At 65.4% G+C, this 24,573-nt stretch carries 15 protein-coding genes and 1 pseudogene; 6 read left to right on the top strand and 10 right to left on the bottom strand.

Annotation, left to right across the window (positions count from 1 at the left end; translation table 11 throughout):
• Positions 1–756: a LytR/AlgR family response regulator transcription factor gene (locus ACRQ5J_RS18900; RefSeq protein ID WP_432378855.1), complete on the top strand. Its 756-nt coding sequence runs from the start codon at positions 1–3 to the stop codon at positions 754–756.
• 35 nt (positions 757–791) lie between these two features.
• Here the strand turns inward: ACRQ5J_RS18900 and ACRQ5J_RS18895 are convergent, their stop codons facing one another.
• Positions 792–3,623, bottom strand: coding sequence for a M16 family metallopeptidase (locus ACRQ5J_RS18895; protein ID WP_432378854.1), 2,832 nt, complete (start codon positions 3,621–3,623; stop codon positions 792–794).
• 209 nt (positions 3,624–3,832) lie between these two features.
• On the opposite strand from ACRQ5J_RS18895, the gene ACRQ5J_RS18890 reads away from it, so the two are divergent.
• A complete protein-coding gene (locus tag ACRQ5J_RS18890; protein WP_432378853.1) occupies positions 3,833–4,855 on the top strand; it encodes an aldo/keto reductase in 1,023 nt (340 codons plus the stop codon).
• A gap of 4 nt (positions 4,856–4,859) precedes the next feature.
• On the opposite strand, the pseudogene ACRQ5J_RS18885 reads toward ACRQ5J_RS18890, so the two are convergent.
• From ACRQ5J_RS18885 to ACRQ5J_RS18860, 6 genes and pseudogenes are all read right to left on the bottom strand, one after another.
• A pseudogene (locus tag ACRQ5J_RS18885) lies at positions 4,860–6,931 on the bottom strand (TonB-dependent receptor).
• Positions 6,873–7,355 (bottom strand): DUF6702 family protein, encoded by a 483-nt coding sequence (locus ACRQ5J_RS18880; protein ID WP_432383688.1) that lies wholly within the window; start codon positions 7,353–7,355, stop codon positions 6,873–6,875. The pseudogene ACRQ5J_RS18885 and the gene ACRQ5J_RS18880 overlap by 59 nt, the downstream one beginning before the upstream one ends.
• Positions 7,355–9,700: a M1 family metallopeptidase gene (locus tag ACRQ5J_RS18875; RefSeq protein ID WP_432378851.1), complete on the bottom strand. Its 2,346-nt coding sequence runs from the start codon at positions 9,698–9,700 to the stop codon at positions 7,355–7,357. The genes ACRQ5J_RS18880 and ACRQ5J_RS18875 overlap by 1 nt, the downstream gene beginning before the upstream one ends.
• Before the next feature lie 93 nt (positions 9,701–9,793).
• Complete coding sequence (locus ACRQ5J_RS18870) at positions 9,794–11,311, bottom strand: carboxylesterase/lipase family protein (RefSeq protein ID WP_432378849.1); 1,518 nt, start codon at positions 11,309–11,311, stop codon at positions 9,794–9,796.
• Positions 11,308–12,417 (bottom strand): LacI family DNA-binding transcriptional regulator, encoded by a 1,110-nt coding sequence (locus ACRQ5J_RS18865; RefSeq protein ID WP_432378847.1) that lies wholly within the window; start codon positions 12,415–12,417, stop codon positions 11,308–11,310. The genes ACRQ5J_RS18870 and ACRQ5J_RS18865 overlap by 4 nt, the downstream gene beginning before the upstream one ends.
• Before the next feature lie 57 nt (positions 12,418–12,474).
• The gene (locus ACRQ5J_RS18860) at positions 12,475–14,523 is read right to left on the bottom strand and encodes an alpha-glucuronidase family glycosyl hydrolase (protein ID WP_432383687.1); all 2,049 of its coding nucleotides are present in this window, start codon (positions 14,521–14,523) and stop codon (positions 12,475–12,477) included.
• Between the two features lie 208 nt (positions 14,524–14,731).
• Here ACRQ5J_RS18860 and ACRQ5J_RS18855 point away from each other — a divergent pair, with 208 nt between their 5' ends.
• A complete protein-coding gene (locus ACRQ5J_RS18855; RefSeq protein WP_432378846.1) occupies positions 14,732–15,844 on the top strand; it encodes an endo-1,4-beta-xylanase in 1,113 nt (370 codons plus the stop codon).
• 4 nt (positions 15,845–15,848) lie between these two features.
• Here ACRQ5J_RS18855 and ACRQ5J_RS18850 read toward each other — a convergent pair whose 3' ends face one another.
• From ACRQ5J_RS18850 to ACRQ5J_RS18840, 3 genes are read right to left on the bottom strand one after another with little or no spacing between them, the layout of a single operon-like run.
• On the bottom strand, positions 15,849–18,713 hold the full coding sequence (locus tag ACRQ5J_RS18850; protein WP_432378845.1) for a glycosyl hydrolase 115 family protein: 2,865 nt from the start codon (positions 18,711–18,713) through the stop codon (positions 15,849–15,851).
• Between the two features lie 4 nt (positions 18,714–18,717).
• Entirely contained in the window at positions 18,718–20,328 is a 1,611-nt protein-coding gene (locus ACRQ5J_RS18845) for a glycoside hydrolase family 43 protein (protein WP_432378844.1), read from the bottom strand.
• Positions 20,329–21,441: an SGNH/GDSL hydrolase family protein gene (locus ACRQ5J_RS18840; RefSeq protein WP_432378842.1), complete on the bottom strand. Its 1,113-nt coding sequence runs from the start codon at positions 21,439–21,441 to the stop codon at positions 20,329–20,331.
• A gap of 263 nt (positions 21,442–21,704) precedes the next feature.
• Here ACRQ5J_RS18840 and ACRQ5J_RS18835 point away from each other — a divergent pair, with 263 nt between their 5' ends.
• The 3 genes from ACRQ5J_RS18835 to ACRQ5J_RS18825 are packed head-to-tail and all read left to right on the top strand — an operon-like array spanning position 21,705 to position 24,568.
• Entirely contained in the window at positions 21,705–22,895 is a 1,191-nt protein-coding gene (locus ACRQ5J_RS18835) for a fumarylacetoacetate hydrolase family protein (protein WP_432378840.1), read from the top strand.
• A gap of 24 nt (positions 22,896–22,919) precedes the next feature.
• Positions 22,920–23,699 (top strand): SDR family NAD(P)-dependent oxidoreductase, encoded by a 780-nt coding sequence (locus ACRQ5J_RS18830; protein WP_432378838.1) that lies wholly within the window; start codon positions 22,920–22,922, stop codon positions 23,697–23,699.
• Positions 23,696–24,568: an SMP-30/gluconolactonase/LRE family protein gene (locus ACRQ5J_RS18825; protein WP_432378836.1), complete on the top strand. Its 873-nt coding sequence runs from the start codon at positions 23,696–23,698 to the stop codon at positions 24,566–24,568. Before ACRQ5J_RS18830 ends, ACRQ5J_RS18825 begins: the two co-directional genes overlap by 4 nt.
• Positions 24,569–24,573 lie beyond the last annotated feature (5 nt).

Below are 24,573 nucleotides of genomic sequence, written 5' to 3'. Positions count from 1 at the left end.
ATGCCGTTCAGCATATTGATCGTGGACGATGAGGCGCATGCCCGCACCAACCTGCGCCACGCCGTGGCGCCGTTTCACGACTGGGTGGTGGCCGGCGAATGCGCCAGCGCGGCCAGCGCGCGCGCGTTGATGCAGGCAACCGAGGTCGATCTGCTGTTGCTTGATGTGCAGATGCCGGTGGAATCGGGACTGGAAATGGCCCGCGTGCTGAGCTTGCAGGAGGCGCCGCCGCTGATCGTCTTCGTGACCGCGCACCGGGGGCACGCGCTGGACGCGTTCGACGTGCATGCGCTCGACTACCTGGTCAAGCCGGTCAGCGAGCAGCGCCTGCGCCAGGCGGTCGAGCGGGCGCAGCAGCTGTTGCAGCAGCGCGCCACCTATGCGCGGGCGTTGCGCCAGTTTACCGATCCGGCGCCCGGCTATTGGAATGAGCTGATTGTTCGTTCGGTTGGGCGGATGGAGAAGGTCGCGCTGGACGACGTCCTGTGGATGGAGACGGCCAGCAATTACGTCGCACTGCATCTGGCGCAGCGCAAGCTGCTGCACCGGACTACGTTGACGGAGCTGATGCGCTACCTCGATCCCGGCCAATTCCTGCGCATCCATCGCCGCACACTCGTCAGGCGCAGCGAATTGCTGGCGCTGAGGCAGACGCCGGAAGGCGGCCATGTGCTGGCGTTGCGATGCGGTCAGCTGTTGGCGGTCAGCGAGAGCTTTCTGACCGCCGTGAAGTCGGCCATGGACGGCCGGCGCTGACCGCTGCGGCGCAGCGGCGTAGCGGGGCAGCAGGCTTAATTGGCGTCCTCCGGCTTGAGCACCATTTCCACGTAATTCTTGCGGTCGAGGAAGCGCTGCGCGGCGGCCTTGATGTCGTCGGCCGTCACGTCGTTGATGCGTTGCTCGATTTTCAGGATTTCGTGCGGATCCCTTTCTTCCAGCACGCCCTGGCGCAGGTGGTTCAGCCAGTAGCCGTCCTCGCGCAGCGCGCGCCGATAGGATTGCAGGCGGGCCTGCTTGACCTTGTTCAGGTCATCCGCCGCCGGTCCGCTGGCTTGCAGGCGCTCGATTTCGCCCCAGACCGCCGCCTCGACTTTCTCTGCGTTCTGCGGCGAGGTCGGCAGCATAATGGCGAAGCCATAGGCGCCGCGCGGCGTCTTCTCGTAGCGCACGCTGGCGTTGCCGGAGTAGACCAGCTTTTGCTTTTCGCGCAACTCGTCGGTGATGCGCAGGTTCAGCACGTCGGCCAGCAGGCCCAGCGGCCAGGACTGGGCGTAGTTGTATTCGACGTCGCCGCCGAAGTCGAATACCACCTGGCTCTTTTGCTCCACGCCGGCCTTGACCTCCTGCCGCACCACGCCGCGCACCTGGCGGATGCCGGGATCGCGGAACGTCAGCGGCAGGTCGGCCACCGGCAGCGTCGCCACATAGGTGGCCAGCAGGGGCTTGATCTTCTCGATCTCGAAGTCGCCGACGAAGATGTAGGTCATGCCCTTGGCGCTCGACATGCGCGCACGTTGCAGGTTCAGCGTGCGGTCCAGGTTCAGCGCCTCGAAGTCGGCCGGCTTGGGCGGCAGGTCGAGCTGCGGGTGGTTGCCGTAGACGGTCTTCATGCGCGCCTCGGCAAAGCGCATTTCCGGCATGGCGGAGCGGTTGCGCACGGCCTCGGCGCCACGGCTCACGAAGGAACGGAACAGGTTTTCGTCGCGCCGCGGGCTGGTGACGGACAGGTAGTTCAGTTGCAGCATCGATTCGATGTCGCCGGTGCGGCTGCTGCCGGCCACCTGGTCGGCATACGGCATCAGCTGTGCGCTGATGGCAACGGCTTTGCCGGCCAGCACGCGTTGCAGGTCGGCTGGCGTATAGGAGCCGACCCCCATCGCATTCTGCACGGCGCTGGCGAAGCGGGCGCTTGGCTTGTCGGCTTCCGGCAGCGCGTACAAGCCGCCCGGACGCACGGCCAGCATCAGCACCTTGTCCTTGCTGAAGTCGGTCGGCTTGAGCAGGACCTTGACGCCGTTCGACAGCGTCAGCGTGGTCACGCCCAGCGCCTGGTCTTCGCTGTGGGCGACGATGCTGCCCGGCTCGGGCTTGTAGCTCATCAGATTGGCCGGCAGCGGCTTGTCGTCGGCCTTGGCGACCGCCAGCCTGGCGGCGGCCTCGGCGCGCGCCAGCAGTTCGGCGCCGGTCGGCGCGGCCTGGCCGGCGGCGACGCTGTTGGCATGCGCCGAGTACAGCACCAGCTTCGGCGGCGCGGCCGGGATGATGCTCCGGGCGTAGGCGTTGACTTCGTCCAGCGTGATGGCCGGCACCAGCGCCTTGGCGTACTCGTGCTCCTTGTCGGCGCCGGGGATGGCGCCGCCGGCCAGGAAGTGACGGATGTAGGTGCCCAGCACGGCGGCGGAGTCGCGCGTGGCGCGCGCATTGGCGTTGTATTCGTAGGACGCCAGCAGGTTCTGCCTGGCGGCGTCGAAATCGGCGGCGGGGAAGCCGTACTGGCGCGCGCGCGTGTTTTCCTGCACCAGCGCGTCGATGGCGGCGTTGACGCCGGCCTTGCCGACGCTGGCGGCGGCCGTAAAGCCGTACTGGTTGACGCCGAACGGCACCGGACTTTCGCCCGCGCCGCCGCCGAGGAACGGCGCCTCGGCTAGCTGCGTCAGGCGGCTGAAGCGCATCTTCATCAGCTGGCTGAACAGCTGACGCACCAGCACGTCGCGGAAGTCACCCACCGTTTCCGGCGGCTTGCGGCCGAAGGTGGCGTAATACAGCTGCACATTATTGGACGGCGCTTCCTTGTCGAGGAAGACCAGCGCGTCCGGCCTGGTCAGCGGGGCCGGCGCATAGCTGACGTGCGGGCGCGGCTTGGCCGGCATCTTCAGGCCGCTGAAGTGGCGCTTGATCATGCCTTCCGCCGCGACCGGATCGAGATCGCCGACCATGATGACGGCCATCAGGTCGGGGCGGTACCAGTCGGCGTAAAAGCGCCGCACCGCCTCCGGCCTGGCGTGCAGGATCGAATCCTCGGTGCCGATCGGCAGGCGGTCCTGGTAGCGCGAGCCGTTGGCCAGCTTGGGCAGCATCGCCTCCAGGCTGCGCTGGCCGTAGCCGCTGCGCATGCGCTTTTCCTGCAGCACGATCTGGCGCTCGTCGTCGATGTCCTTGTCGGTGAGCGTCAGGCCGTGGGCCCAGTCTTCCAGCACGGTCATGCCCTGTTCCAGGTTGTCCGGCTTGTCGGTGGGGATCGGCAGCATGTAAATGGTCGCATCGAAGCCGGTGGACGCGTTGAGGTCGGCGCCGAAGCGCACGCCGATCGATTGCAGGTAGGCGATCAGCTCATGCTTCTTGAAATGTTTGCTGCCGTTGAAGGCCATGTGTTCGAGCAGGTGCGCCATGCCGCGCTGGTCGTCGTCTTCCTGCACCGACCCGGCCCTGACCACCAGCCGCAACTCGACCCGCTGGGCCGGCTTGGCGTTCTTTTCAATATAGTAGGTCAGACCGTTGTCGAGCTTGCCCAGCTTGACGTTGGGGTTGTTGGGAACCAGCTCGGTCAGTTCGGGCGCGGCCACCGCGCTCACCGCCAGCAGCAGGCCGGCAAGCAGGGCGGGGAAGTTCAGGTGTTTGGTCATTGCGTGTTCCTGTGATGGATGTCCAGGCTAAATTTAATCAAAAAACATCTTTCTATCAAGGAAACATCGCTGAATCGGCTGAAATTGTCACCTGCTTGCACGCTTGGCGTGACAGCGCGGCGCGCTTCGAGCCGGCAGCGCATGCCGCCTGCGCGGTTGCGCCATGCGCGCTACAATCAAATTCTTTCGAGCCACACTGGAGAAATGCGATGAATCACAAGCGTCTTGGAAAATCCGGCCTGCGCGTGCCTGAACTGAGCTTCGGCACCGCGACATTCGGCGGCGGCAACGACTTCTTCAAAGCCTGGGGCAGCACCGACGCCGGCGGCGCCGCGCGCCTGATCGACGTCTGCCTCGAACACGGCGTGTCGATGTTCGACACCGCCGACGTCTACTCGGACGGATTGGCCGAACAAATCCTGGGCGAAGCGATCAAGGGCAAGCGCAATCGCCTGCTGATTTCGACCAAGGTGACATTCCCCACCGGCGACGGCGCCAACGATTACGGCTCCTCGCGCCAGCACATCATCGAGGCGGTCAACAAGTCGCTGAAGCGCCTGCAGGTGGAGCACATCGACCTGCTGCAATTGCACGGCCAGGACTACAACACGCCGGTCGAAGAAACGCTGTCCACGCTGGACCAGCTGGTCCGCGAAGGCAAGGTGCGCTACATCGGCGCGTCCAATTTCTCCGGCTGGCACCTGATGAAATCCCTGGCGACCTCGGACCGCTACGGCTATCCGCGCCATGTGGCGCATCAGATCTACTACTCGCTGCTGAACCGCGACTATGAATGGGAACTGGCGCCGCTGGCCGAAGACCAGGGCGTGGGCGCGGTGGTATGGAGCCCGCTGGGCTGGGGCAAGCTTACCGGAAAAATCCGCCGCGACCAGCCCGCCAGGCCGGGCACGCGCGCGCACGATATCGCCGGCACCGGACCGCACTTTGAAGAGGAGCGCCTGTTCCGCATCGTCGATGCGCTGGACGCGGTGGCCGAGCAGACCGGCAAGTCGATCCCGCAGATCGCGCTGAACTGGCTGCTGGGGAAGCAGACCGTCTCCAACGTCATCATCGGCGCGCGCGACGAGAAGCAGCTGATCGAAAATATCGGCGCCACCGGCTGGTCGCTGACGCCCGCGCAGAACGCGCTGCTGGAACAGGCCAGCGAGGTGCCGCCGGCTTACCCGGTCTGGCACCAGCGCGACTTCGCCATGCTGAACGAGAAGCGCTGATCGATCAGAAGGTCTTGGTCAGCGTCGCCCGCAGCGAGCGCGATTCGATCGGGTGGAAGTGGATGCCGGCGACGGCGGCCGCTTCCCCTTCAGCTGCGATTCATAGTAGTAGTCGATCGCCGAGTCGCGGCGGTTGGTGAGATTGAACGCTTCCAGTTCCAGCGCCAGGTCGTTGCGGATTTTCCAGCCGAAGCGGCCGTTCAGCGTCAGGCTGGAATTGGAGCGCACGCTGTTATCCTCGACCAGCGGACGCGGTCCGAAGTAGCGCAGCTTCAGCGATGCCGAATACGGGCCGCCGTCATTTACCGTCACCGCCAGCTGTCCGGTGCCTTCGACCGCGCCGGGAATGTAGCTGCCGCCGGGTTGTTCGCCGCGCGCCCGCGCATGCGCATAGGCCAGGTCCAGGTCGAGCGACAAGTACTTCAACGGCTTGTAGTAGCTGGAGAACTCCACGCCATAACGGCGGCTGGGCGGGCCGGGCTCGGTGGCGCCGGCATCGCCGATGTAGACCAGCTCCGAATCGAAGTCCAGCCGGTATAGCGACAGCGCTGTTTGCAGGCCGGGCAGCCAGGCGCTGCGCGCGCCCAGTTCCATGCCGCGCGAACGCGCCAGCGGCGTCACCTTGCTGGCCGCCAGCCCGGTCTTCGGGTCGATGGCGATGGTGGCGCCGCGCGCGTCGTTGCTGTGGAAGCCGCTGCCGAAGTTGGCGTACACCTCGGCGCTCTGCCACGGCCCATAGATCACGCTCAGGCTGGGACTGAGCAGGTGGTCGTAGGCCTTGCCCGAGTTGGCCGCAAGATCGCTTTGCACATCGAAGCGATAGCCGTCCACGCGGGCACCAACCACGGTGCGCAACGCCGGATTCCAGCGCGTGCTGTTCTCTACAAACAGGCCGGCGCTGGATTCGACGATGTGGTCGCGGCGCGTGGCCGACAGGGTGCGGCGGGCCTGCGTGTTGAGCAGGCCGTTAAAGATATTATCGTTCTGTAGCTGCACGCCGATGGTGGTGTCGCTGTTGCCGGCGCCGGTGTGGCGGTGCCAGCTGTGCGAGGCATTCAGGCCGCTGGTGACGCGCCTGTCCGGCTGCGCGAACTGGTCGCCGCGCAGCGGATCGTCCATGAAGTAGGTGAAGTTGGACCACAGGTCCAGCCGATTGGCGATCACATAGGCGTTGACCGCCGACGCGCTGTCCTCGCCGGTGCGGCGCCAGCCGCCGGACAGGCTGTAACGATGCGCCTTGCCGCCGTCGGTATTGTCGATCGCGTCATTGCGGCCGATCTGGCGATCCTGCACCGCGCGCAGCGGAATCTGGTCGGTGGCATGCCAGTCGGCCTGGTAGGCCATCAGGCTGAGATTGAAGCCATTGTTGGCGTAGCCCTCGCTGTAGCGCAGCACGGCGTTGTGCTTCTTGTAGTTGTCCGGATTGGTGAACGGGCCGTCGTTGTGCAGCGCCTCCACGGCGTACAGCAGGCTGCCGCGCGCCGTTTCAATGGAGTCGGCGAGCAGCGCGCGGCCGTAGCCATTCTGCCCGGCGGAGACGCTGGCCACACCTCGCAGCAGGCGGTTGGCATACACCACCGACGCGGCGCCGGCCGAAGCGAAGTCGCCGTCCTCGGCGGAGTAGGGGCCTTTCTTGTAATCGAGGCGCACCGCCAGTTCCGGGATCAGGAAATTCAGGTCGGTCCAGCCCTGGCCGTGCGCGTGGCTGCGCTGGTTGACCGGCATGCCATCGACGCTGGTGCGCAGGTCGGTGCCGTGATCGAGGTTGAAGCCGCGCAGATAGAACTGGTTCGCCTTGCCTTCGCCGCTATGCTGGCTGACCACCAGGCCGGGTACCGCCTCCAGCATCTCGCCGGGACGGTAGACGGTGCGCGCCGCCAGTTCGTCCTGCGTAACGCTGCCGGCGCTGGCGGCGTCGGCCACGCCGAGCTGATTGGTGCGCGAGCCGTCCACCAGCACGCGCTGCATGATCAGGTCATCCGCGTGGGCGCAGCCGAGGGCCAGCAGCAGTGCGTACTTAAGGGGCGGTTTGATCGACGCCGCGCTGATCGAAAATGAGGGTTTTGGTGGCGCCATCGGTTTGCAGATTGACGGTGTTTTTTTGCGATGGCAGGAAGTCGATCAGCAGGGCGTTGTGTATGCGGTCGCCCTTGGCCAGCCGGGTCCGCGGAATTTCCTGGAAGATGACGACGCTGTCGGCGTCCACGCGCGCGCCCACCCATTGCAGCGGCAGGCGTTTGCCATCGGCCCTGGAGATGGTGAATTGTTTTTCCACGTAGCGGCGCAGCGGTGCTTCGCTGTCCGCGCGGCCCAGGTCGAACTGGCGGCCATACAGTTCGGTCAGTAGCGCGGTGAGATCGTGCCCGGTGTAGGTGTGCACGATCTCGGTGCTGCCGGTGCGCTCGTTGTAGCTGATGTCCGCCATCCCCATGTGGAAGTTGTGGGCGGCGGCCGTCATGCCGGCGCAGGCCAGCATGAGGGCGGCAACGGCGCGCAGCATCACTTCTTCTCGTCCTTCTTCAGCGGCGTGTTGAAGTCGCGCATCAGGTTATTGCGATCGCGTTCGGTCTTGAACAGTTCCAGGCGCGACTGGCTGACCTTGCGCGGCCACGAGTTGTTGGACGTGTCGATGTCGGCGGTTTCCCAGTACGGGTCCTGGGTCAGGCCCACCATCGGCTCGTCGGTGACGATCAACTTGGTGATCTTCTTCGACGAATAGCGCCACACTTCGGCCGGAATGCGCTCGATGTACTTCTTGCCGCTCTTGAGTTCAATCTCCAGCACCAGCGGCATCACCATGCCGCCCAGGTTGGAGAAGTCCACCAGGTACAGGTGCTTGCCCTGCGCCAGCAGCTGCTTTTCCCACGGCTCCAGCTTCTCGACCGCTTCGGCGTAGGCGTTGCGGTCCTTGTTGGTGACGGTGAACTCGTCGTGCTCGTTATAGAAGTCCTTCAGCTCCGGATGCGCGTCCACGCGCTTCGGCAGGGCCTTGTTGCGCTGCTCCGACAGGGACACCGGCTGCGCGTCCTTCTGCGCCTTTTTCCAGGCCTTTTCGGTTTCCGGATTCTTGGTGCTCACGCCGTATTCGGTGATGCCATCGACGCTGATGTCCACCGGATCGGTGGTGTAGAACCAGCCGCGCCAGAACCAGTCAAGGTCCGTGCCGGAAGCGTCTTCCATGGTGCGGAAGAAGTCGGCCGGGGTGGGGCGCTTGAATTTCCAGCGCTGCGCGTATTCGCGGAAGGCGTAGTCGAACAGTTCGCGGCCCAGAATGGTCTCGCGCAGGATGTTCAGGCCAGTCGCCGGCTTGGCGTAGGCGTTGTTACCCAGCTGGAGCACCGATTCCGAGTTGGTCATGATCGGCACCTGGTTGCGGCTCTTCATGTAGTCGACGATGTTGCGCGGCTCACCGCGGCGCGAAGGATAGCCGTCCTCCCATTCCTGCTCGGCGAGGTACTGCACGAAGGTGTTCAGGCCTTCGTCCATCCAGGTCCACTGGCGTTCGTCCGAGTTGATGATCATCGGGTAGTAGTTGTGGCCCACTTCGTGGATGATCACGCCGATCAGGCCATGCTCGGTCTGCTGCGACCAGGTCAGCTGGCCGGTTTTCTTGTCCTTGGTCGGGCGCGGGCCGTTGAACGAGATCATCGGGTATTCCATGCCGCCCACCGGGCCGTTGACCGAGATCGCGGTCGGATACGGATAGTCGAAGCTGTACTTGTTGTACTTGTCGATGGTGTGGATGATGGCCTGGGTGCTGTACTTGCCCCACAGCGGGTTGCCTTCCTTCGGATAGTAGGACATCGCCAGCACGTCGGTGGAATCCTTCTTGTAGCCTTGCGCGTCCCAGATGAACTTGCGGCTCGACGCCCATGCGAAGTCGCGCACGTTGCTGGCCTTGAAGTGCCAGGTCTTGGTGGAGCTGCTGCGCGATTTCTCGGCCTGCGTCGCTTCCTCCTGGGTGACGATGACCACCGGCGCGGTCGCGGTCCTGGCCTTTTCCAGGCGCTGGCGCTGGGTGGCGCTCAGCACCTCGTTCGGGTTTTGCAGCGCGCCGGTGGAGGCCACCACGTGGTCGGCGGGAACGGTCAGCTGCACATCGTAGTCGCCGAATTCCAGCGTGAACTCGCCCGAGCCGAGGAACTGCTTGTGCTGCCAGCCGTAGACATCGTAATAAGCCGCCATGCGCGGGAACCACTGGGCGATTTCGAACAGGTCGTTCTTGTCTTCGTCAAAATGCTCGTAGCCCGAACGGCCGCCCAGCACCTTCTGCTCGTTGATGTTGTAGGACCAGTCGATATTGAAGACAAACTTCTCGCCCGACTTCAGCGGCTGCGGCAGGTCGATGCGCATCATGGTGCGGTTGATGACGTACTTCAGCGGCTGGCCGCCGGCCGCCACGGCCTTGATCTTGAAGCCGCCGTCGAACTCGCGGCCGGCCAGGATGCCGCGCATGCCTTCGAACTTGTAGCCGTCTTCCGGCGACGCCGGCTTGGACCACGCCTCGCGCGAAGGCTGGGTGAGCATCATGCGGGCGTCGGAGTCTTTCCTGTAGATGTTCTGGTCGAGCTGCACCCACAGGTAGCCCAGCGTGTCGGGCGAGTTATTGTGATAGGTGATTTGCTCGCTGCCGGTGATGGCGCGCTTGGCTTCGTCCAGCGATGCGCTGATGGTGTAGTCGGCGCGCTGCTGCCAGTAGGCGTGGCCCGGCGCACCGGAGGCGGTGCGGTAGGCGTTAGGCGTTGGCAGGATTTCTTCGAGCTGACGGAATTTGTCGTCAAAAGGTTCCGCCGCGTAGGCGGACACCGTCAGGCAGAGGGCCAGTAAGCCAAGCTTCTTTTGCATAGGGTTTGTTTCCTCATGATAAGAGGATAAATTGTATAGCAGCTTTTCAAGCGATTACCTGCTGATACAATAAAATACAAACCTGTTGCATTATCAGCGCCTGGCCCCGGCGTCGAGGAAGCGCTGCCGCGCCTCGTCGTCGGCACTGGCGGCGGCCGACGGCACCCCGAGGCGCATCAGGCGCGCAGGCCCGGAGGCCGCGCCGTTGCCGGCTTGCGGCCATTCCGGCAGGCCGGCGCCATTGGGGTTGCCGGTCTTGACGAAGTTGGCGAAGTAGTCCTGCATCTGCGCGGAAAGCGCATAATCTTCCGCGGTCCACGCATATACTTTATTCGTCGCCAGGTTGCCCAGCGCGTATTCGATCTCCACCGCATGCGCCGCGCCTTCCTGGCCGGGACGCGCGTGCGTGTAGTAATAGCGGTACACGGGCTTGCCGCTGGTGCGCGCATGCGTGTCGATCCACTTCCAGGCGCCATGGCCGATGAACAGGTCGCTGGCGAGGTGGGTGGCCGCCTGTTTTACCTCGCCGCCGTAGGCCAGCCGCGCCGCCGCCGCCTTGTCGCCGTAGAGGTTCTGCAGGTGTTCGGCGAACAGTGCCTCGCTTGGCTCGTTGTCCTTGAAGATTTGCCTGTAATGGCCTTCCTGCGAGTTCCAGCCGGCCAGCAGCGGCACCCTGGCCTGCTGCCCGGCCTCGTACATTGCCACCGGCGCGCGCGGGATCACATAGCCGTCGCGGATGGCGGAGAACCAGATGCCCGAGGCCTGGGCCGATTCCAGCAGCTTTTGCGCCGGCAGCTTGCGCAGCGTCGCCAGCGCCGGCGCGCCGATCGAGCGGGCGAATCCGGCGCCTTTCTGTTCCGCGCTTTCCAGGCTGGCCGGCTCGTTAAGGCCGAGCAGCGAGCCGCTTTCGCCGATGGCGCCGGCGATCAGGTTCTTCGCCTGCGGGTTGATCATCTGCGCGCTGACCGAATACGAACCGGCCGATTCGCCGGCAATCGTCACGCGCGACGGATCGCCGCCGAAGGCCGCGATATTCTGCTTTACCCATTGCAGCGCCGCCGCCTGGTCCATCAGGCCGTAGTTGCCGGAGGAGCGGTGCGGCGCCTCCTTGCTCAACGCCGGGTGGGCCAGGAAACCGAATACATTCAGGCGGTAATTGACGGTCAGCGTGACGATGCCTTTGGCGGCCATGCTTTCGCCGTCGTAGCGCGGCTCGGAGCCGTCGCCGGCCGCAAAGCCGCCGCCGTAGAAGTACACCAGCACCGGCAGCTTTTCCTGCGCCGACCTGGCCGGCGTCCAGACGTTGAGGAACAGGCAGTCTTCGCTGACGCCGTTCGAGCGGAACACCATGTCGCCATACAGCGGCAGCTGCATGCAGCGCGCGCCGAAGCGGTCCGCCTTGAGCACTCCCTGCCACTTCGCCGCCGGCTGCGGCGCTTTCCAGCGCAACTGGCCGACCGGCGGCGCGGCGTACGGAATCCCCTTGTACGAGGCCACGCCAGACGCTTCCAGCGTGCCTTCGGCCATGCCGTTGGCGGTGGCGACCTGCGGCGCGGCGTGGGCCGACACGGCAAGCATCGAGGAGAGCAGCAGCAGACCGGTTTTTTTCATGATTTCACTTTGCTGGCAATCTTGGTGGAAGGGCGCAGGCGCGGCGCGGCGTCCGACTGGCGGCGCACAAGCGTGTGTTCGATGACCACGTGGCTGGGCGCCTCCGGCGTACCGTTGCGCTGGGCGCGGATCAGGCGTACCAGGATCTGCACCGCTTCCTCCGCCATGTCGGTAATCGGCTGGCGCACCGTGGTCAGCTCCGGCCAGATGGTGGTGGCCAGCGCGGTATCGTCGAAGCCCGCCACCGTCAGGTCGCCCGGCACGTCCAGGCCGAGGCGATGGGCGATGGCGACAACGGCGGCCGCCATGTCGTCGTTGCTGGCGAAAACGGCGGTCGGGCGCTGGTCGAGCGACAGCATGTTCTCGGCCGCGTCCAGGCCGGAACGGTAGGTGAACAGGCCCTGCACGATCAGTTCCGGCGCCAGCTGCATATGCTTGTCCGCCAGCGCGGCCTTGAAGCCGGCCAGGCGGCGCGCGCTGGCGCTCTGGTTCGGGTGGCCGATGACGAAGCCGATGCGCTGGTGGCCCAGCGCGATCAGGTGGCAGGTCATCGCATACGCGGCCTGGTAGTCGTCGATGCTGACGCCGCCCACGCGCGGGTCGGGCTGGCCGCAGGCGACGGTGATGGCCGGCGTGCCGGAAGCGGCGATCAGGTCGATCAGGTTGCGCGTGTCGCACAGCGGCGGCGGCAGGATGATGCCGTCGACGCCATTGGCGATCAGGCGGCGCGCCTGTTCGACGCCATGTTCATCGGCCTCGCACTTTTCCACCACCAGCTGCACGTTATTCGGGCTGGCCTGGTTCAGCAGGCCGACCAGGAACTCGCTCAGGTAGCCCGCCGACGGATTCGAGTACAGGAAGCCGACGCGGATCGGGCGCGAGCCGGCCAGGCGGCGCGCCGCCTGGTTGGGAACGTAGTTGAGGGCAGCGACAGCCGCATCGACGCGGTTGCGGGTTTTTTCGCGGACGTTGGTATCGCCGTTCATCACGCGCGACACCGTCATCGGGGATACGCCTGCCAGTTCGGCCACGTCGGCCATGGTCGGCGCCTGCGAGCGGATCTGCGCGGCCGGTACTGGCGCCGGTTTCACCTTATTCTTTGTCATCTGTCCTCTGTTGATAATTAAGCTATGTTAAGCCCCGGACTTTACCACAAGCGGGGCTTACCAATGGCCTGGCGCGTAGGGGAAAGTCACGGATTTATAATATTCCAGCGATTGCGCGGGCGCTTTTACGCCGGCCGGCAGCGGCAGGCCGGACACCGACTGGAAGTAGGCGATGCAGGCATCGCGCCACAGCACGGCGTTGGCCACCTGGCGCGCCAGGCGCTGTTCCTCCTCGGCGTGGCGGCGCGCGTCGATCAGTGGCTTGAGCGCCACCCATTGCGCATGCAGGGCGCGGGCGTCGGCCAGGCCCTTGTCGTAGTGGGCCAGCAGCTCGTTCCACAGCGTGCGGCCGGACTGCATCCTGTAGTCCCATGGCAGGTGGTGGAACCACAGCAGGAACTGCTCCGGCGTGGTTTTCGGATCGCTGTACTGGCGGGCGATCTCCGGCGCATACTGTTCCAGCGCGTTGCTGCCCTTGGCGGTGCGGTCGAAGCCGATGCCGTCGCGGCTGGCGCGGTGGTAGTAGGTCGGGTTCCAGTCCGGGCGCTCCAGATTGTCGATCCACGGGCCGGGGCCGTGGTGGTGGCCGGTGCCCATGATGTGGTGCAGGCCCAGTGGCGTCATGTAGTTGACCACCGTTTCGCGCGACTTCATCATCATGTCGACGATCGGCGCGACCACGCGCTGGTCCGGGCCGAAGGTGAGGGCGGCCCATTCGGCGGCGATATCCCTGGCCTTGCCTTGCTGGTTCCAGGCCAGGCGCCCGTAGGCGTACCAGTTGGCCTGGTCGAAGTGCGAGCCGGCCCAGTTGCGGTCCGTGCCGATGTTCGACACGCCGGCGATGCCGCTCAGCGTTCTGGCGACGGTGCGGCCGCCCGGCGCGGTCATGGTGTCGGCTTGCAGGGTTTCCTCGAACATCGTGCCCAGGTAGGCCATGTCGGTTGAGAAGCCCAGGTACTCCTTGGTGATCTGGAACTCCATCATGACCGGCGTTTTCAGGGCGCCGAACAGCGGGTGGAACGGCTCGCGCGGCTGGAAGTCGATGGCGCCGTTCTTTACCTGTACCAGCACATTCGGCGCGAACTGGCCGTCCAGCGGCTTGAATTCGTCGAAGCCCTGCTTGGCGCGGTCCTCGCCGAGGTGCGTGCCTTTCGGCGCGTAGACGAAGGCGCGCCACATAACGATGCCCTTGTGCGGCGCCAGCGCGGCGGCCAGCATGTTGGCGCCGTCGGCGTGCGTGCGGTGATAGTCTTGCGGGCCTGGCTGGCCTTCGGAGTTTGCCTTGACGACAAAGCCGCCGAAGTCCGGAATGGCTTTATAGATCTCGTCGGCCTTGCGCTTCCACCACGCCTGCACTTCCGGCGACAGCGGGTCGGCGGTGCCGGTTTCCTTCAGTTCCAGCGGCGTCGACCAGCGCGCCGATAAATAGACCTTGATGCCGTAAGGGCGCAGCACGTCGGCGATGGCGGCGGCTTTGGCGATGAACGGCGCGGTCAGCACCTCCGGCTTGGAGTTGACGTTGTTGAGCACCGTGCCGTTGATGCCCAGCGAGGCGTTGGCGCGCGCATAGTCGGTGTAGCGCTGGTCCTTGATGTCCGGCAGCGCCCACCAGTCCCAGATCGACTGGCCGGAGTAGCCGCGTTCCACGGTGCGGTTCAGGTTATCCCAGTGGTTCAGCAGGCGCAGTTGCAGCGTTGGCGCCGACGAGGCCTCCGGCCTGGCGCCGGTGGCGGCGTCGCGTAGCCAGGCGTAGGCGCCGTACAGCAGGCCGATGTCGCTGTTGGCGGCGATCAGCGTGACGTTGTGGCCTTGCACGCGGGTCTGGCGCAGCAGATATCCTTCGTTCCCCATCGCCGCCAGTTCCGTGCGCAGCGGCGATGCGTTAGCATGCAGCTCTGGAAGACGCGCGGGCGTGGCCAGCAGCAGGGCGCCGTCGCTGATGCGGGCGGCCGGCGCAGGTGCGCGGCCGAGCAAGCCGCCCAGGCCTTTTTGCAATTCGTCCAGCGCCGCTTGCGTGGTCGGCGTGGCGGGGCCGGGCAGCACGATGCTGCGGGCTTGCGCCTGCACGCGGGCCTGGGCGGCGCGGTCGAGTGGGCGGTAGCGCAGCCACAGGTCGTAGCCGTCCTCGCTGGCCGGTGGTGCGGTTGCGGATGCCGCCGCAGCGACTGTTAATCAGCAGCGCCGCGAGGGCGGCGGACAAGGAAAATCGCATCATGTCTCCAGTGTTTTTAGTGTGTTGTGAGTTTTATGGTAGCGTAATCATTTAATTATGCCACGATGTTAGCAAACATTTTGACCAAGGAGTAAGACAAAAATGAAGATTTCCCGTCGTGGCGTATTGGCGCTGATGGCGGCCGGCGGCTTGCTGCCGCTGCATGCCGCGGAAATGCCGGAGCCGTTGAAAGCGCTGGGCAAGCGCAAGGGGCTGAACGTCGGCAATGCGATCGGCGCGCGCAAATTCAAGGACCCGGCCTACAAGGCCCTGATGGCGCGCGAATGCAATATGATGGTGGCCGAGAATGAAGGAAAGTGGCTGTCGCTGGCGCCGCGCGCCGGAACCTATAACTTCGAGCGCGCCGACGAGATGTACGCATGGGCGCAGGAGCAGGGCATGCTGATACGCGGGCATAACCTGGTGTGGCAGGAAGCCCGGTGGATGCCGAAGTGGGTCAATGAATTCGACTTTGGCGCGCAGCCGGCCGAGATGGCGGAAGCGCTGCTGCGCCGGCACATCGCAACCGTATGCAACCATTTCGGTTCGCTGATCTATAGCTATGATGTGGTCAACGAAGCGGTGGACCCGAAGACCGGCGAGCTGCGCAAGAATGTCTTCACCGAGCGCCTGGGCGCGGTCGAGCAGATCGATTTGTGCTTCCGGCTGGCGCAGGAGCGCGCGCCGCACGCGGAGCTGGTGTACAACGACTACATGGTGCCCGGAAAATGGAGCGACAAGCATCGCGCCGGCGTGCTAAAGCTGCTGCACGACCTGAAGTCGCGCGGCACGCCGGTCCACGCGCTGGGAATGCAGAGCCATATCAGCTCCGTGGACGATTTGAGCGACAGCTCGCGCCAGCGCGAATGGCGCAAGTTCCTCGACGAAGTGACCGGCATGGGCTACAACCTGCTGATCACCGAGTTCGATGTCAACGACCGCAAGCTGCCGGCCGAACTGGCGGTGCGCGATGCCGGCGTGGCGGCGCTGGCCAAGGATTATCTGGACGTGACGCTGAGCTACCGCCAGTGCCGCGACTTCCTGATGTGGGGGATGGTGGATGACGCCAGCTGGCTGCAGCGCATGAAGGATATCTCGCGCACCGACGGCAACCAGATGCGGCCGGCGCCGTTCGATGATGAACTGCGCGCCAAGCCGCTGCGCGACGCCATCGCTTCCGCCCTCAAAGCGATGCCGCCGCGCGCGGCTGGGTGATCGCTTACTGGCGCGGGCTTTCCGGCGGCCCCAGATAGCTGGAACGCTGGCCGCCGGTGTTGACCACCAGCTTTTGCAGCACCAGTCCCGGATCGACCGCCCAGAACTTCAGCGTGTGCTTGCCCGGCTTGTCGACCTGGTGTTGCGAGACGAGCACCGTGGCGCCGTCCGATACCGTGCGTTCCCATGCCTTTTCGCTGGCGTCTGCATGGATGTTGATGATTTGCGGCGCTTCGTCATCGATGGATATCGCGTAGCGCAGGCCGGCGCCTGGCTGGAATTTCTGCGTCGGCGCCAGTGTCGCCTGCACTTCCACCTTGCCGGCGCTGAACAGCTGCATGTCGTATTCCAGCCGCATGCGCGGCTGCTCGCCGGCTGGCGCGTCCGCTGGCAGCGTGGTCATGCCGGACAGCGTACGGCCGTGGTCAGGAATCTTCAGCCAGCTGCGCTTGTCCGTCGCCACGGCGCGCGCGTAGTGTTCCGCTTCCATCGACACCACGCCGGCCGTCTCGATAAACCCTTTCATCGCCGCCGCGCCGGCCGGCTTGCGCAGCGGGACTTTCACCATGGTCTTGACGCCCGCGCCGCTGATGGTCAGCGTGGCGCTGCTGGCGCCTTCCGGCGCCTGGGCCCAGCGTGCGCCGATGAATACGCGCTGCTGGCTGGCCACCTTGCCGGCCGGCTTGTCGATGGTGACCCACGGCTCACTGGCGCTGATCGTATAGTCGAATGGCTGCTGGCCGCGATTGAAGACATCGATGAAGCGCGCCTGCTTCTCGAAGACATCCAGCGCCGGCAGGCTAAGCGTGCCTGTTTCGCGGCCCGGCCATGCCAGCTCGCTGCCTTCCACCGCCACTCCCATGTCGGCGGCCTTCGGCACCTGCATCTGCGTCACCGGCGGCATGACGTTGCGCGGCGGCTGGTTCCAGTAGGTGTAGCCCAGGTGCGTCTGCGACATCATGTGACGCCATTTTCCGCCGGCGATGTCTTCCTGATAGCGGCGCGCCAGCTCCGCGTCTTCCGCGAACAGCGCCCGCGCGCGCGCCGCCAGCTCGTTGGTGGCGGCGCGGCCCTGCGCGCCGTACAGATGGTTCAGGCCTGCGCTGACATACAGCTCGTTCACCACGGCGCTGGCCTTTACCGGATACAGCACCAGCTGGAAGAAGGCGTCGCGCCGGCTGGCGGGGAGGGCGGCGGAAATCTTCCCGGCGCGCGCCGCGATGGCGTTGTAGTCATCGACGATGCGCTGCGCTTCGTTGTAGTTGACCAGGCTATAGGTGTCCGGCTCCAGTTGCTCCGGCTTGCGGCGGCCGTTGTACTTGGCGTATTTGGCCACGATGTCGGCGATATCGTCCGCGTGCTCAGGCCCGAACTCGCGCGTGGCCCACAGCTTCAGGTACTCCGGCAGGCGCGCGGCCGGCCAGGCTGCGGGATTCCACGCATAGGTGAGGAAGAACTCGATCGGCACTTCCATCGGCTTCAGGTCGCCGACGTTGACGATCCACATGCGGTCGGCCTGGTGCCGCCATGCCAGGTGCATCTGCTCCCACACCTTCGGCAGCGGCGTGACGTTGATCCATTTGTACGAACGCGGCCCGCCAACATAGTCGAAGTGGTAGTAGATGCCGGCGCCGCCGGCGCGCTTGCGCTCATCGGCGGTCGGCAGGCGGCGGATATTGCCCCAGTTGTCGTCGCACCACAGCAGCATCACGTCGTCCGGCACGCGCATGCCTTTCTCGTAATACTCCTGTACTTCCTTGTAGAGCGCCCATACTTGCGGCACCCTGGTGACATCCGGGTTGATCTCTTTTGCGATGATCTTGCGCTGGTCAGCCACGATGCGCTCCAGCAGCGCCACGTTGGCGCCTTCCGACATCGGCTCGTCGCCGTCGCCGCGCATCCCCAGCGTAATCAGCTTTTCCTGGCCTTGCGATACGCGCAGGCCTTGCGTCCAGAATTCGCGCAGCGCTTGCGGCGCGCGGTTGTAATCCCACGGCTTGCCCTCGCCGTAACGGCGCCATTCGTCGTGCGCGCGCATCATCGGCTCGTGGTGCGAGGTGCCGATGACGACGCCGTATTCATCGGCCACCTTGCCGTTTAGCTTGTCGTCGTCGTAGAAAGCCTTGCCCCACATGGCCGGCCACAGGTAGTTGCCGCGCATGCGCAGGATCAGTTCATATACTTTTTCGTAGAACTGGTGATTGAAGCCGCCGTAGCGCTGCTTGACCCAGTCGGTCAGCGCCGGCGCCTCGTCGTTGAGGAAAATGCCGCGATACTGCACCACCGGCGCGTCGCTGACTGCGGCGGCGGCCGAGGCGTAGACATTGGCGTGCTTCGCCGCCGGCACATCCGCCCACCAGTTCCATGGCGAGACGCCGATCTGCTCGGACATCTCGTAGATGCCGAAGATGGTGCCGCGCTTGTCGCTGCCGGCGATCACCAGTGCGCGCTCGACGCCCGGCAGCGGCTTGCGCAAGGTTTGCACCTGCCAGCCTTCCCATTTGCCCTTGATGGCCGAGACATCGAGCTTGCCGTCGGCGATCAACTGGTCGATCAAGGCGCTCTTGCCGACGGTGCCGATGATGACCACGTCCGCACCGGCGGGCTTGCCGCCGCGCGCCAGCACCGGCCTGGCGGCGCTGACGCGCGTGATGTCCGCCTGCAGGTCGCCGGCCGCGCGCAGCACGCCGGCATGGTCGGCCGGATCGACATACATCCTGGCGGCCTGGCCGTTGCGGGCCAGCGCCACCGCGTCGGCGGGCGGTTGATCGAACCAGGCCAGTTTCCTCTGGCCCAGCGCCTGCGCGGGCAGGGCGTGACAGAGCAGGGCCACCAGCATGGCCCCTGCGGCGAAAACACGTTGTCTCATATCGTTATTTTTCCAGTGGGGTGTAGTCGAACCACGCGAAATCGGCCGCTGGCTTGGCCTGTCCCGCTTGCGCGCCTTCGGCGTACATGCCTATAAAGACGCCGGTGAACCCGCCGGCCGATTCGGACGACAGCGGCGCGGTCGGCAATGTAGCGCCAATTTGCTTGAGTGGCGCGCCGGCGCTGCCATAGCTGAAGGCGTAGCGGTCCGGCCACGATTCCACCTGCAGCGTTACCGGACCGGCAGGCAGCGGGGCGGACGCGGTCAGCGTGGTTACGCCGCCGGTGCGCGACACCAGCTCGACGCGGCGCTCCGGCGCGCCGGTGATGCGCAGCTGGTAGTAGTTCTTTTCGTTCTGGCGCAGCACCAGCCCCGCGGCCTGCACGGCGGCCGAGGGCTGGAACTCGACTTGCGTGGCGGCGCGCATGCGCATGTGCTCCTGGCGGCGCGCCACAAAGGCCGGCTGCGCGATGTCGTTCATGGTGATGCTGCTGCCTTTCAGGCGCAGGTATCCTTTACGTTCGCCCAGCGACCACAAGCCGTCGCCGGGGCCGCGCAATTGCGTCCATTGCAGCGCGAGCTTGGACGCGCTGAAGTCGTCGCGCACCGGTTCGGCGGGCCATGGCGCCGACGGCGGCAGGCCTGCGGCGGACATTTCCGTTTGCAGCGGTTTGTTGTCGTTCACCGTGAGCCAGCCCTTGTCGTTCCACGACACTGGCGTCAGCAGCGTTTCGCGGCCCAGGTGGTGGCGCTTGTCGACCGGGCGTATGCCCAGCAGCGGCATCCACCATTTGCCTTCCGGCGTCTGTACCAGGTCGCCATGACCGGTGGCCTGCAACGGCAGTTCAGGATGGTCGCGATGGGTGAGAATGGGATTCGCCGGGTTGGCGGTGAAGGGCCCGAACGGCGAAGATGAACGCGCCATCGTCAGGCTGTGGTTATACGAGGTGCCGCCCTCGGAGATCAGCAGGTAGTACTGGCCGTCATGCTTGTACAGGTGCGGCCCCTCGGGCCAGACGCCGCCGGTGCCGGACCAGATCAGGCGCGGCGGCTCCAGCAGCTTGCCGGCCTTCAGGTCGATTTCCGCCTGATAGACGCCGCCGCGCTCACCGCCGCCGTGGCGGGTGTAATAGACCTTGCCGTCGTCATCGAAGAACAGCGACGGGTCCATGGCGAAGGCCGGGTCGTTGAGCCACACCGGCTCCGACCATTCCCCGGCCGGGTCCCTGGTGTGCACATAGAACGCGCCGCCGCCTTCCATATTGGTCGTGACCATGTAGAACACGCCGTCGTGGCAGCGCAGCGTCGGCGCGTAGATGCCCTGCGAGCTGCGGGTCCTGGCCAGATTCAGCTGGCTGCCGCGCGACAGGGCATGGCCGATCTGGCGCCAGTGCACCAGGTCCTTGCTGTGGTAGATCGGCACACCGGGGAAGTATTCGAAGCTGCTGGTGGCCAGGTAGTAGTCGCCGCCGACGCGGCAGATGCTAGGATCGGCGTGGAAGCCGCTGAGTATCGGATTGGTGTAGGTGGCTGGCTGCGCCGCGTGCGCAACCGGGCCGGCCAGCGTGGCGCTGGCCAGCAGCGCCGTCAAAACGGCGCGCGCTGCAATCATCATTTATTTGTCTCCGCATTTTATTTTTAGCGCCTTCAAGGGCACGGTTTCCGCCAGCGCGCGATAGCCCGCCAGCGATGGATGCAGGCCGTCGCCTGAATCGTAGACCTTCTTGATATAGGCCGGCCGCGCGGGATCGCGCAGCGCGGCGTCGAAATCGGCCACGGCGTCAAACACGCCCGAGGAGCGTATCCAGTTGTTCAGTTCCTGGCGGTCCGCCTCATTGTCCGGCTCCGGGTGATAGTACTCGCTGCCGGCATAGGGCGTGACGGTGCCGCCGATGACGCAGATGCCGTGCGCGTGCGCGCGCTGCACCAGCTGGCGGTGCGCCAGCTTCAGGTCCGCCAGCAGCTGCCGGCGGTCGGCCGGCGTGTCCGGGCCGTTGCGGTGCTGGACGCCCAGGTCATTCACGCCGATCAGCACCAACGCATGCGTGACGCCGGCGCGCGAGATCACATCGTTGTCGAAGCGCGCCGCCAGATTCGGGCCTATGCCGTCCTTCAGCATGCGGCCGCCGCCGATGCCGGCATTGACCACGCCCAACGTGTGGCCGTTGTCGCGCAGACGCGCCGCCAGCACGTCCGGCCAGCGCGTGTTGCTGTCGTTGGGGATGCCGTAGCCGTCGGTGATCGAGTCGCCGATGGCGACCAGCGCGCCGGCGCCGCGCGGCGCCAGCACTTCGACATCGCTGATCGAATACCAGCGGGTGACCTTGCCGGCTTCGGGCCAGGCGGCGTCCATCACGCGGTTGCCGCTGGCAAGGAAGGTGGTGGCGCGCGCGCCGTTATGGCTGGTCTGGCGTGCCGGCTCGCCCTTGAAATACAACGATACCGCCAGGTCGGCGGCCGGCTTCACCTCCATCGCGACGGCGTCGCTATAGTATTCCGCGCCGGCCGGAATGGTCACCGATGCGCTGCCGCCGAAGGTCAGCGGGCGCACGGTAGGGGCCAGGACGCCGGGCTGGCCGGGCGCCTCGGCCAGCGCCACGCTGGCGCCGTCAAGCACCAATGGTGCGGTGCCATACAGATTGCTGACGCGGACCCGGAACTGCTGGCCGCCCAGAGTGAGATGGACGGTCTGCCGCAGGCTGGCGTCGCGCCAGTGTTCGGCCGCCAATTGGTTTGCGCTATCAGGAATTTGCTGCGCCGCACCCCAACTCGCCACCCAGTGCCGCGTTGACGGTGGTGCGGCGGCTGCCGCGTGCATCAAACCAGCGGCGAAACAGCATGCCAGGGCGGCCGCCACATAACGGGGTAAAGCGTGTTGACTTGGTTGCATAAATCCTTCACACTCATAAAATGTTAGCGCTATTCATTTTAGGTTAACCGGATGGTACATGCAACAAAAATGCCGGTTAAAGCCATTAACGAGGAGACACCGTGAAGAACACCCTGAAACACGCGCCGGCGTCGGCGCACCTTCCTGCCGACCTGCCGGACGCGCTGCTGGTTGGCCGCGTATGGCGCGGCGGCGACATCAACGGCCCGAGCGTGGTCGTGGTGCGCAACGGCGAAGTGTTCGACATCACCGCCAAGGTGCCAACCGTATCCGATCTGCTGGACCGCGAAGACGTGGTGGCTTTCGCCAAGGCCGCGCAAGGCGAATCGCTGGGCCGCGTGGAAGCGCTGATCGACGCCGCGCTGGCCGGTGACGACAACGCGCCGGCACGCCTGCTGGCGCCAAACGACCTGCAAGCCATCAAGGCCTGCGGCGTGACTTTCGCCGTCAGCCTGCTGGAACGCGTGATCGAGGAACAAGCCGGCGGCAATCCGGCCAAGGCCGACGAGCTGCGCGCCACGCTGCTGAAGGATATCGGCGCCGACCTGTCGGCCATCAAGCCTGGCTCGCCCGAGGCGGAAAAGCTGAAACAGCAATTCATCGCGCGCGGCGCCTGGTCGCAATACATGGAAGTGGGCATCGGCCCATACGCCGAAGTGTTCTCGAAATCGCAGCCGATGTCGGCGGTCGGTTTCGGCGCGGACGTCGGCCTGCACCCTGAATCGAAATGGAACAACCCGGAGCCGGAAGTCGTGCTGGCCGTGAACAGCCGCGCGCAAGCGGTCGGCGCCACGCTGGGCAACGACGTCAACCTGCGCGACATCGAAGGCCGCAGCGCGCTGCTGCTGGGGAAAGCCAAGGACAATAACGCCTCCTGCGGCATCGGTCCCTTCATCCGCCTGTTCGACGAGCGCTTTACCATCGACACCGTGCGCAACGCGGAACTGCGCCTGGTGATCGAAGGCGCCGAAGACGGCTTCCGCCTCGATGGCGAGAGCCGCATGCGCGAAATCAGCCGCGACCCGCTGGACCTGGTGTCGCAAACCAGCGGCGCCCATCACCAGTATCCGGACGGTTTCATGCTCTTCCTCGGCACAATGTTCTCGCCGATTAAAGACCGTGGCGCGCCGGGCGCCGGCTTCACCCACAAGCTGGGTGACCGCGTCAGCATCGCCAGCCCGTCGCTGGGCATGCTGGTGAATCACGTTTATCGCAGCGACGCTGTCACGCCATGGACCTTCGGCGTGCGCGCGCTGTACCGCAATCTGGCCCAGCGCGGCCTGCTCAACTAAAAAACAAATCTCTGGAGAGAATAAATGGGGAAACCTTTGGTCTTCGCTACCTACCCGGACCTGGCAGGTAAGCGGGTTCTGATCACCGGCGGCGGCTCCGGCATTGGCGCCGGCATCGTGGATGCCTTCGTCAAGCAGGGCGCGCAAGTGTTCTTCATCGATATCGTTGAAGACGCGTCGCGCGCGCTGGCCGAGCGCCTGAAAGACGCCAGGCATGCGCCGGTGTTCTTCCACTGCGACCTGACCAATCTGGATGCGCTGGCCAAGGTGATCGCGCAGATCGAACGGGATCACGGCGCGATCGAAGTCCTGATCAACAACGCCGCCAACGACAACCGCCACGAAGTGCACGAGGTCACCGGCCAGTACTGGGACAACAGCCTGGCCGTCAACCTGCGCCACCAGTTCTTCTGCGCGCAGGCCGTGGCGCCGGGCATGAAGAAGGCCGGCGGCGGCGTGATCCTGAACTTCGGCTCGATCTCGTGGCACCTGGCGCTGCCGAACCTGACGCTGTACATGACCGCCAAAGCCGCCATCGAAGGCCTGACCCGTGGCCTGGCGCGCGACCTGGGCAAGGACGGCATCCGCGTCAACACCGTGATTCCGGGTTCGGTGATGACCGAGCGCCAGAAGGCGCTGTGGCATTCGCCCGAAGCCGGCCAGGCGATCCTGGACGCGCAAGTGCTGCCGCAACCGGTGGAAATCGAGGACATCGCCGCCATGGCGCTGTTCCTTTCCTCCGACAACGGGCGCCGCTGCTCCGGCCGCGACTACTTTGTCGACGCCGGATGGTATGGCGCATGAGCGTCTACCAGCCTGAATGCATCTGGCCTCTCGCCGCCACGCTGGCGGAAGGCCCGGTATGGCACCCCGAAGACAAGGCGCTGTATTTTGTCGACATCAAGCAGCGCGCGATACACCGCTGCGCCGAGGACGGCGGCCGCCGTCAAAGCTGGACGGTGCCGGAGGAAGTGGGCTTTGCGCTGCCGATCCACGGCGGCGATTTCGCCATCGGCCTGCCGGGCCGCGTCGACCGTTTTTCGTTCGAGACCGGCGAACTGACCACCATCCAGCAGCTGGAAGCCGACATTCCGGGCAACCGCCTCAATGACGGCTATGTCGACCGCCACGGCGCGCTGTGGTTCGGCTCAATGGACAACGCCGAGGTGGCGCCCAGCGGTTCGCTGTTCCGCCTCGGCGCCGCCGGCTTGCAGCACAAGGATGGCGGCTACGTCATCACCAACGGTCCGTGCGTCAGCCCGGACGGCCGCACCTTCTACCATACCGACACGCTGGAAAAAACCATTTACGCGTTTGACCTGGACGAAGAGGGCAATCTGTCCAACAAGCGCGTGTTCGTCAGGATCGCCGGCAGCGGTTATCCGGACGGCACGGCGGTCGATGCCGATGGCGCGCTGTGGGTGGGCCTGTTCGCGGGCGCCCGCATCGAGCGCTACTCGCCGGCCGGCGAACTGCTGGACACCATCCCCATGCCGTGTTCGAATATCACCAAGGTCACTTTCGGCGGCGAGGATTTGCGCACCGTGTTCGTGACCACGGCCCGCAAGGGACTGTCGGCCGAAGAATTGAGCCGGGAGCCGCTGGCCGGAGGCATTTTCAGCTTCCGCGTCGCCTCGCCGGGACAACTGCAACATCTGTACTTACCAGAATAGGCACT

This window comes from Duganella sp. P38, assembly GCF_050859475.1.
GTDB lineage: Bacteria > Pseudomonadota > Gammaproteobacteria > Burkholderiales > Burkholderiaceae_D > Rugamonas.
The sequence above is the reverse complement of the archived record's forward strand: the minus strand, read 5'-3'. Positions and strand labels throughout refer to the sequence as shown.

Excerpts from the sequence above, each read along its gene's own strand:
- ACRQ5J_RS18900 (WP_432378855.1), top strand. The coding sequence starts at position 1 with ATGCCGTTCAGCATATTGATCGTGGACGATGAGGCGCATGCCCGCACC.
- ACRQ5J_RS18895 (WP_432378854.1), bottom strand. The coding sequence starts at position 3,623 with ATGACCAAACACCTGAACTTCCCCGCCCTGCTTGCCGGCCTGCTGCTG.
- ACRQ5J_RS18890 (WP_432378853.1), top strand. The coding sequence starts at position 3,833 with ATGAATCACAAGCGTCTTGGAAAATCCGGCCTGCGCGTGCCTGAACTG.
- ACRQ5J_RS18880 (WP_432383688.1), bottom strand. The coding sequence starts at position 7,355 with ATGCTGCGCGCCGTTGCCGCCCTCATGCTGGCCTGCGCCGGCATGACG.
- ACRQ5J_RS18875 (WP_432378851.1), bottom strand. The coding sequence starts at position 9,700 with ATGCAAAAGAAGCTTGGCTTACTGGCCCTCTGCCTGACGGTGTCCGCC.
- ACRQ5J_RS18870 (WP_432378849.1), bottom strand. The coding sequence starts at position 11,311 with ATGAAAAAAACCGGTCTGCTGCTGCTCTCCTCGATGCTTGCCGTGTCG.
- ACRQ5J_RS18865 (WP_432378847.1), bottom strand. The coding sequence starts at position 12,417 with ATGACAAAGAATAAGGTGAAACCGGCGCCAGTACCGGCCGCGCAGATC.
- ACRQ5J_RS18855 (WP_432378846.1), top strand. The coding sequence starts at position 14,732 with ATGAAGATTTCCCGTCGTGGCGTATTGGCGCTGATGGCGGCCGGCGGC.
- ACRQ5J_RS18850 (WP_432378845.1), bottom strand. The coding sequence starts at position 18,713 with ATGAGACAACGTGTTTTCGCCGCAGGGGCCATGCTGGTGGCCCTGCTC.
- ACRQ5J_RS18845 (WP_432378844.1), bottom strand. The coding sequence starts at position 20,328 with ATGATGATTGCAGCGCGCGCCGTTTTGACGGCGCTGCTGGCCAGCGCC.
- ACRQ5J_RS18830 (WP_432378838.1), top strand. The coding sequence starts at position 22,920 with ATGGGGAAACCTTTGGTCTTCGCTACCTACCCGGACCTGGCAGGTAAG.
- ACRQ5J_RS18825 (WP_432378836.1), top strand. The coding sequence starts at position 23,696 with ATGAGCGTCTACCAGCCTGAATGCATCTGGCCTCTCGCCGCCACGCTG.